The 8,477-nt window shown below is 59.6% G+C and carries 6 protein-coding genes; 2 read left to right on the forward strand and 4 right to left on the reverse strand.

Annotation, left to right across the window (positions count from 1 at the left end):
• Window positions 1-61 precede the first annotated feature (61 nt).
• The 4 genes from F4Y00_00795 to dnaE are packed head-to-tail and all read right to left on the reverse strand — an operon-like array spanning window position 62 to window position 6,219.
• Complete coding sequence (locus F4Y00_00795; protein MYE03504.1) at window positions 62-238, reverse strand: histone H1; 177 nt, start codon at window positions 236-238, stop codon at window positions 62-64.
• A gap of 38 nt (window positions 239-276) precedes the next feature.
• Complete coding sequence (locus F4Y00_00800) at window positions 277-2,010, reverse strand: hypothetical protein (protein ID MYE03505.1); 1,734 nt, start codon at window positions 2,008-2,010, stop codon at window positions 277-279.
• A complete protein-coding gene (locus F4Y00_00805; GenBank protein ID MYE03506.1) occupies window positions 2,000-2,707 on the reverse strand; it encodes a type 1 glutamine amidotransferase in 708 nt (235 codons plus the stop codon). Before F4Y00_00805 ends, F4Y00_00800 begins: the two co-directional genes overlap by 11 nt.
• A complete protein-coding gene (gene dnaE / locus F4Y00_00810) occupies window positions 2,704-6,219 on the reverse strand; it encodes a DNA polymerase III subunit alpha (GenBank protein ID MYE03507.1) in 3,516 nt (1,171 codons plus the stop codon). Before dnaE ends, F4Y00_00805 begins: the two co-directional genes overlap by 4 nt.
• 332 nt (window positions 6,220-6,551) lie before the next feature.
• Here dnaE and F4Y00_00815 point away from each other — a divergent pair, with 332 nt between their 5' ends.
• Window positions 6,552-7,409, forward strand: coding sequence for a methylated-DNA--[protein]-cysteine S-methyltransferase (locus tag F4Y00_00815; protein ID MYE03508.1), 858 nt, complete (start codon window positions 6,552-6,554; stop codon window positions 7,407-7,409).
• Window positions 7,406-8,477 (forward strand): aminotransferase class V-fold PLP-dependent enzyme (locus F4Y00_00820; GenBank protein MYE03509.1); only part of this gene is annotated, 1,072 nt, incomplete at its 3' end. The genes F4Y00_00815 and F4Y00_00820, both read left to right, overlap by 4 nt.

The raw sequence follows: 8,477 nt of genomic DNA on the forward strand, positions 1-8,477 counted from the left end.
CCTTGATTGACGCCGTGCCTGACGGAACAGAGCATTGCTGCATAGTGGTAACAGACCCTAATTATCTGCGGCCTTTGCGTTCCAGAATATCCATGCGGATATCCTGCGCCAGACGCCTCAGCGCCTGCAGTCCCTTGCGCGTTCGTATCCCCGCGGTCTTGTTGCCTTTCTCATAGAACTTGGCAAAGTCGCTCTCGAGGCTATTCAGCAATTCCTGTAATTCCGGGAAGCGGTTCATAGGTCCCTTTTCAGTTGATACCCAACGCTGTGCGTCTGTCACTCCGATTCCGCTTCTTCGGATATGCCGGTTGCACGCACCACGGCGGCAAGCCGGTCGAACACGTCCGAATGCCACAGGCGGTGGTGCGTTCGGATGATTTTCAATTGTATGTCTCGGTAGAACGAAGGCTCTTCCCTGGCCAGCGCTTCGAAACGTTCGGTAAGGGCCGCAAGGCGTTCCCTGTTTTCGTTCGTAAAGCCGAATCGGGCGATTTCCTGCACCAGTTCGTCGTACTGCCGATCCCAGACGGTGCGTGGAAATGCGCCGGACGAGTCGGATACACTGTAGGACCAGGGCGCTCCGCTATATGTATCCTGCCCGAAATGGAAGGTTTTTTCCGGATCGATGCCGTCGAAACCCGACGCAAACAGGGCTTTGATCGAGCCCGCCGGCAGAAAGAAGCGCACAGGGGTTTGTCCGGAGTGGGAAGCGAGTTGCACATCGCCCGCGGGCGGTACGCCCGGTTGGCTCCCGGGGCGTTCCGGCAGCAGAAAGTGCGGGTTATGTTCGCGGAAGCGGTCGTAGGCGTTTGTTTCCGTAAGATCCGCGCCGGGAGGAAGGAGTTCCAGCAGGCGGCTCAGGTTGATGCGTTCTCCATCGCGAAGCTGTACGCGTTCCACCTGCAGGGTGGCGGCTTTCTCTACAGGAAGGGATTCTGTGGCGCGCAGAGAACCGTAGGCGGATGCCACATAGCCTCGCGAGTGCGTCCGGAAGCTGCTGGATGACAGTTGGTCGAACCCGTCGGTGATGGCCCATATGTATGCGTCCATGACAGTGGACTCTCGTGTGTGGAAATCCCCGCCTTTCTCAAGAAAGGTGCGGTATAGCATGAAGATGTTACCAGGACCTGAGTGATAGGCCGATAGCCCGGGTATTTCGTGTCCGACGGCGTTGCGATAGCCTGCAATAGTCGTGAACGCAGTTTCCATGGTCAGGAATGGGTGCCGTTCTTCGTACACCCGGATCGTATTGCCTGCCGTGGTGCGGAGACGGTACCGGTGGATATCGTTCAGGCGCAGCAGAAAGGGCATGATCTGGTAGCGGCCTCGCGCGCCTGCCGCGGACACGAGATCATCCCGGTTGAAGGTCTCCACGGTGCCCGTTTCGGTGGCCAGCAGGCTCAAACCGAGGAAGTTTGCCAGACGAACCTCGTATTCTATATATCCCAGTTCCCGCATACGGGCTTCGAGCACCTGGTTCCTGCGCCCCCATTTTACAGTGACAGCTCTGCGTGGTATGCCCTGGCCCACGTATTTGTCAACGAGTGCCCGCGTTTGCCGCCGTCGTTGTTCGTCGACGAGCGCCCAGTCCCAGGGAGCGTCCGGCGTACGGTTTTCCCAATCTTCGCGGTTCAGTTCGTGGATTTCGAGTAGTTCGTCGGTCCGGTTGTCCACTACGCGCAACGTGAAGTTGTCGTCTTTCCCCTGACGCTGGACATACAGGGCAAGGAAGTCCCGAAAATCGCGAACAAGCCGATTGCGGATGAACGCTTCATGTGCTGCGGCATCTTCTTCGGCCAGCGGGTCACTGAACCAGGAAGGAAAAACTATATCCGGGTGTGTGTCGAGTTGTTCGAGGGTAAAACTGTTCTCATCCGTTTCCCCGCGTATGTCTATGAAATGCAGAGTGCGCCCTGTGAGCCTGCCCGAAACAAGAAGCAGGAGCAAAATGGCAGCGGTCGCTCCTATGGAGGCTCGGAGTAAACCGGAACGAAACAGGTTACGCGGCATGAATCGGATCTTTCCGTTTTTGTTTGGCAAGGTCGGCCTGCCCTACGAAGTGTTTGAAGAGAGGTTGCATGATTTCTCCCATTCTTTCCGCGTGAAATTGTACGCCGAGGATGGTGGCATCCTCGTTTTCAATGGCCTCTACAACCCCATCGGGCGCGCGGGCCGCTATGCGGAAAAAGGGCGCCACGCGAGCGACGGCCTGAATGTGGCGGGTGTTGACCAGGAGATTTCGCACGCCCAGTATGTCGCGCAGGTGCGAGTCTTTCCCCAGTTCGATGGTATGGTCGCTTGCCCCCCGTTTGTCACTGTGGACGAGGCAATCCGCCATATCCCGTTGCACATCGGCGTATATGCTGCCCCCATACAAGGCATTGAGCAGTTGCATCCCGTAACAGATGCCGAGAACAGGGCGGCGCATGCTCAGGCAAGCGCGGAGAAGCAGGATGTCGGAAGAGGCGCGCACCGGGTCCGGTTCTTCTATATCGCCGGGCAGTTCCCCGATCATTTCCTCCGTAATGGCAGGGCCTCCGGTGACGATCAAACCGTCAAGAAGGTTTGCGAAAGAATGCATGGTGTGCTTCCCGCCCATGGGTGCAATCAGAGGAACACCCCCCGCATCTTCCACGGCACGTACGTAGTCGTGTCGCAGCTGCTGTTCACCGTGCTCAAATGATGTGGTAATTCCAATGCGAATCATGTTCTTGCATGCCCGTTTCGACCTTCCACTGCCACGTTGGCGCGGCCTATGAGCCGCGCCATGCCATTCATCAGTTCGGGAGTGGGATCGACCACGTATGAGCGGCTGTGTATACGCGTTGTCCTCTCTGGGAGGTCGTCGGCCCGTATGTCAAAATACAACCCGCACTTTCCGCGATTCTGCTCGCATAGTTCCCGCAAGGCACCGATGGTTTCCTGCTGCACACGGTCGCTGTCGATGCGCAGCACGATGGCCTGTACCATCGTGGCGCGCACTTTCCACATGGGCAGCACGTCGCGGGCAATGATCTTTACCTTGCCTCCCCGGAGTTCGGGTTCGCCGGTGACCATCACGATTTCATCGGGGTTCAGATAATTCTGCGCTTTGTCATAGACATCGGCAAAGCATACGACTTCGCCCTGTCCGGTAAAGTCCTCGATGGCCGCGAATCCGATCGGTTTGCCGGACTTGTTCGTGCGCCGTTGCACGCTGGTGACAATACCGAAGAACGTATGCCGCCGGGCGCTGTGGCGCGCGAAGCCGTTTCGTCCGGCATGATCGCGCTTGCTGTTGTGTTCCAGGTCTTCCTCGCTGATGCGGCCCAGGCTTGCGGTCGCAAAAGCTCGTGCTTCCGGTGCGTATTCTTCGAGCGGATGCCCGGATACATAGAACCCCAGCAATTCCCGCTCTTCCTTCAGAATACGAAAACGTTTCCATCGATCCGCATCGGGAAGAGGCGGGGTCTGGGTTTCGTTTCCGGTGTCCGTTCCGAACAGGTTGCTTTGCCCGGCCGCGCGGTCTCCATGCACCTGTTTCGCATACCGGACAGCAAGGTCGATCGCTTCGAACAGTTGGGCGCGATGTCCTTCAAGCTCGTCAAGGGCGCCGGCCCGCACGAGGCTCTCCAGCGCCTTTTTGTTCACGATATGCGGGTCCAGTTCCCGTACCATCCCGAAGAAATCCCGAAAGGGGCCATGCTCCTCGCGCATCTCGACGATATGGTCGACGGCAGCGGAGCCCACCCCCTTGATGGCTCCGAGCCCAAAGCAGATGCTGCCCCCGGACACGGTAAAATGTTTGCGGCTGCGGTGGATGGACGGGGGCAGGATATCCAGGCTCATGTGTTTGGCTTCCTGCAGCATACCCGACAGCTTTTTCGTGTCGTTCTGCTCGTTGGTCATGGTGGCGGCCATGAAAGCGTCGGGATAATGCGCCTTGATCCAGGCGGCCTGACAGGCCAGGACGGAATAGGCCGCACTATGGCTTTTGTTGAAACCATAGCCTGCAAATTTCGCCATCATATCGAACACCTCGTGGGCGGTTTTTTCCGCAACATCCCGCGCCACCGCGCCCTTTACAAAAATGCTGCGCTGCTTGTCCATCTCCGCCTTCTTCTTTTTGCCCATGGCGCGCCGCAGGATATCTGCGCCGCCGAGCGAATACCCGCCCATGACCTGCGCTATCTGCATCACCTGTTCCTGATATACGGGCAGCCCGTAGGTGGGCTTCAGGACGGGCTCGAGCATCTCGTGCGGATACTCGATGGTTTCCCTGCCGTGTTTACGTGCAATGAAACTTGGAATGAGGTCCATCGGGCCTGGCCGATAGAGGGCGTTCATCGCAATGATATCCTCCAGCCGGGTCGGCTTCAGGCTGCGCAGCCATTCTCTCATGCCGGAGGATTCGAACTGGAAGATGGCGGCCGTGTCGCCTCGCTGGAACAGTTCGAAGGTGTTCGGATCGTCCAGCGGAATATCCTCCAGCCGGATACGTTCGCCGTATTCTTCCTCGATGATTTGCAGCGCGTCGTTGAGAATGGTGAGCGTTTTGAGGCCCAGGATGTCCATTTTCAGGAGTCCGAAATGCTCGACCTTGTTGCCGTCGTACTGCGTCGTGACGACTTCTTCCTTTTGACTGCGGGATACCGCTACAGGTACGTACTTGCTTACATCCTTGGGTGCGATGATGACGCCGGCGGCATGCACGCCGGTATGGCGGGGCGAACCTTCCAGCACCTCCGCATAATGCATCAGGTTGCGGATATTGGGATCCTCGTGTTGTTTGAGCGCCCGAAAATCCGGGGCCTCCTTGCAGGCTTTTTCGAGCGTCATCCCCACCGCTTCCGGGATCATTTTCGCAATGCGGTCGGCCTCGTTCAGGGGGATATTGAGGACGCGGGCAACATCCCGGATTACCGAGCGCGCGCCCATGGTTCCGAAGGTGACGATCTGACACACATTCTCACGACCGTATTTATCCACAATATAATCGAGCACTTTCGATCGCCCCCGGTCGTCAAAATCGATGTCGATGTCCGGCATGGAGATACGTTCCGGATTCAGAAAACGCTCGAAGATGAGGTCGTACTTGAAGGGGTCGATGTTCGTAATGCCGAGGGAATACGCCACAGCGCTTCCCGCCGCCGATCCCCGGCCCGGTCCTACGTGCACCCCGAGTTGTCGGGCGGCGGTCGTGATATCCTGCACGATAAGGAAGTAGCCCGCATAGCCCATGTCCCGGATGATCCCGAGTTCATGATCGAGCCGCTCGGCGATATCCTGGCTTATTTCCGGGTACCGCTCCCTGGCCCGCTCCATGACCATGCTGCGCAGGCAGGCATCCATGTCGCCGCCGAATTTCTCGGGGATGGGATAGTTCGGCATGAGCATCTCGATCTTCGGAAGCTCCACCGTACACTTGTCCACGATCTCGCGCGTGGTGTCGAGCGCCGCATCGCGCGTGATCGGGTCGAGATCTTTGAGCGCCGCCCGCATTTCTTCGGCGGACTTGAAAAAGAACTGGTCGTTCTCGAAGCGCAGCCGGTCGGGATCGAGAAAGTCTTTTCGCGTCTGGAGACACAGGAGTACATCCTGCGCTTCGGCGTCTTTCTGCTCGATATAGTGTACGTCGTTCGTGGCCACGGCGGACACGCCATATTCCTTTGCCCAGCGCAAGAGGACGGCATTGCACCGTTTTTGCTTCTCGAGGCCGTGATCCTGAATCTCGATGTAATAATCCTCCCCGAAAATATCGAGCCATTCCTCGAACACTGCGCGCGCCTTTTCTTCGCCGTGTGCGAGAATGGCATGCGGGACCTCCCCCTGAAGGCAGCAGGTCGTGGCAATGAGCCCTCCGCTGTGCGCGCGCAGTGTTTCCTTGTCGATACGCGGCTTGTAATAATGGCCGTCCGTAAAGGAAAGGGACGAGAGTTTGATCAGATTCCGGTAGCCTTCCTTGTTCTTCGCAAGCAGCACCTGATGGTAGCGAGTCCGGTCGGTCTTGTCCTGCATACCGGAGGGCGCAAGGTAGAACTCGCACCCGATGATGGGCTTTACGCCGGCTTCCTTGACTTTTTCGTAGAACTCCGGGACCCCGTAGAGATTACCGTGATCGGTAATGGCTACGCCCGCCATGCCCAGTTCCTTCGCTTTTTGGGCGAGGATCTTGATGTTCGCGGCCCCGTCGAGTAACGAGAACCTGGTATGGCAATGCAGGTGGTTGAAATCACACATAATATGTTTGCTGTGTCCCGGCCCCGATTCGAAGGAACGCATCGGGAGCGTCGTCTTCAAGCCATGTGGATAAATACGCGGGATATTCCCGGGGTTTCCGTGTGGGCGGGCGGGTTATGAGCATCGAAAGGCGTTAGCCCACGTGATACCTTGCTTCGCTCGCGCCGGATGAAGCGTAACCGCAGCGGGGATTACCGGTCTTGTTTTAGTGCCCGTTTGCTGTCGTTTTACAGACGGCCCAGCCCCGCATAGCAAGGATCGGGTCGATGTCAGTATCAGGAGTGTTTACATTCCCTAAAGTTTCCGTCGATAATCATTCTCCGGAGTCCCGCATGTACACGACCGACTATGATCGAATCGAGGCTGCCATCCGCTATCTGGCCAGGCATCGCGAGCGCCAGCCGGAACTCGCGGAATTGGCAGCGCACATCGGTCTGAGCCAAAGCCATCTGCATCGGCTGTTCTCGCGCTGGGCCGGCGTCACGCCAAAGCGCTTTCTCGAATTCCTTACCGTTCAGCACGCGAAGAAGCTACTCGACAGCTCAGAGTCCGTGCTCGCGACGGCCCATGGTAGCGGGCTCTCTGGCCCGGGCAGGCTGCACGATCACTTCGTAACCGTGGAGGCCGTCACGCCGGGCGAGTATCGGAGCAGGGGTGCGGGGCTGACGATCCGCTTCGGCACCGGGGAATCACCGTTTGGGCCTGTCTTCGTCGCTTGGACCGAGCGCGGTGTCTGCCGGGTCGGGTTTGTGGCCGACGGGGATGTTTCCGCCGAGAAGGAGGCTCTTTGCCGGGCCTGGGGGCGGGCATCGCTGGAAGGCGACGAATCGACGGCAACAGCACTGGCGCGGTCCATCTTCTCGGCGCCCTTCGGAGCCGAGAGTCCCCCGCTGACCGTCCATGTGCGCGGGACCAACTTCCAACTGGCCGTCTGGCGCGCCTTGTTGCGGGTGCCTCCGGGGCGCGTCGTCACTTACGGTCGCCTGGCAGAAGAGGTCTGCAGCGCGAAGGCGGCTCGGGCGACGGGGAGCGCGGTTGGCAGCAACCCGATCGCCTTCCTCATTCCGTGCCATCGCGTGATCCGCGCGGGCGGGATCACGGGCAACTACGCCGGGGGCGCCACGCGGAAACGCTGTATGCTGGCGTGGGAGGCGAGTCGGCAATCTGCCAGCGGCCAAGCCGTCCCATGACCGATCCGCACTATTCGCTGTTTCCCGACCATGATTCCCTGACGGCGGCGGACCACGCGCTCACTGAACGCCTCGGGGCGTCGCGGCGTCTCATGCCGTCGCGCGACGTAGTACCCGCTGGTCCGTCCGGCGAATGGCTGCGGGAGCTGCGAAACATGAGATTCGACCGGCCCAGAGAGTTGGCGGGCTTGACGGAATGGGTGATCGACGGGCTAGAGACCGGCACGGTACAGGTAACGCATCCGGGCTATCTTGGCCTGTTCAACCCTGCGCCGACGTTCGCTTCCGAGTGCGCCGATCGGATCGCCTCCGCGTTCAACCCTCAGGTCTGCGTGCACTCGCATGCGCCGGCGGCCGTGGAGATCGAGCTGCACGTGATCCGGGAAGTGGCGCGCAGGGCCGGCATGCCGGATGGGTCGGGCGGGCACTTCACTAGCGGTGGATCGGAAGCGAACCTCACGGCAATGCTCTGCGCTCTTCAGGCAGCATGTCCGGCGTATGGCGATGACGGCTTGCAGGCATTCGCCCGTCCGCCGCGCCTCTATGTGTCGGAGGAGAGTCATCTGGCATGGCTGAAGATCGCTCACGCCGGGGGCATCGGGCGCAACGCGGTCCGGCTGATCCAGACCGACGGGCGAGGACGCATGGACCCCGATGCCTTGGCCGAAGCGATTGCAACTGACATCTCCAGCGGCCGCATGCCTGTCATGATCGCGGCGACGGCGGGTACCACCAACGCGGGCATGGTCGATCCGTTGACCCGTTGCGGCGAACTGGCCAGGGAGCACGGCATGTGGTTCCACGTCGACGCGGCATGGGGTGGTGCGCTGATTGCCAGCGATACCGGCGGTGCTCTCAAGGGCATCGAGCAGGCGGACTCGATCACGATCGACGCCCACAAGTGGTTTGCAGCGACCATGGGAGCCGGGATGTTCCTGACCTCCAGACCGGATGTCGCCGCTCAGGTCTTCCGGGTTGACGCCAGCTACATGCCCAGGAGCGACACGACCAAAGACTTCTTCGTCAACTCGAGCCAGTGGTCGCGCCGATTCGTCGGCCTGCGGCTGT

This window comes from Bacteroidetes bacterium SB0662_bin_6 (genome assembly GCA_009839485.1).
GTDB lineage: Bacteria > Bacteroidota > Rhodothermia > Rhodothermales > VXPQ01 > VXPQ01.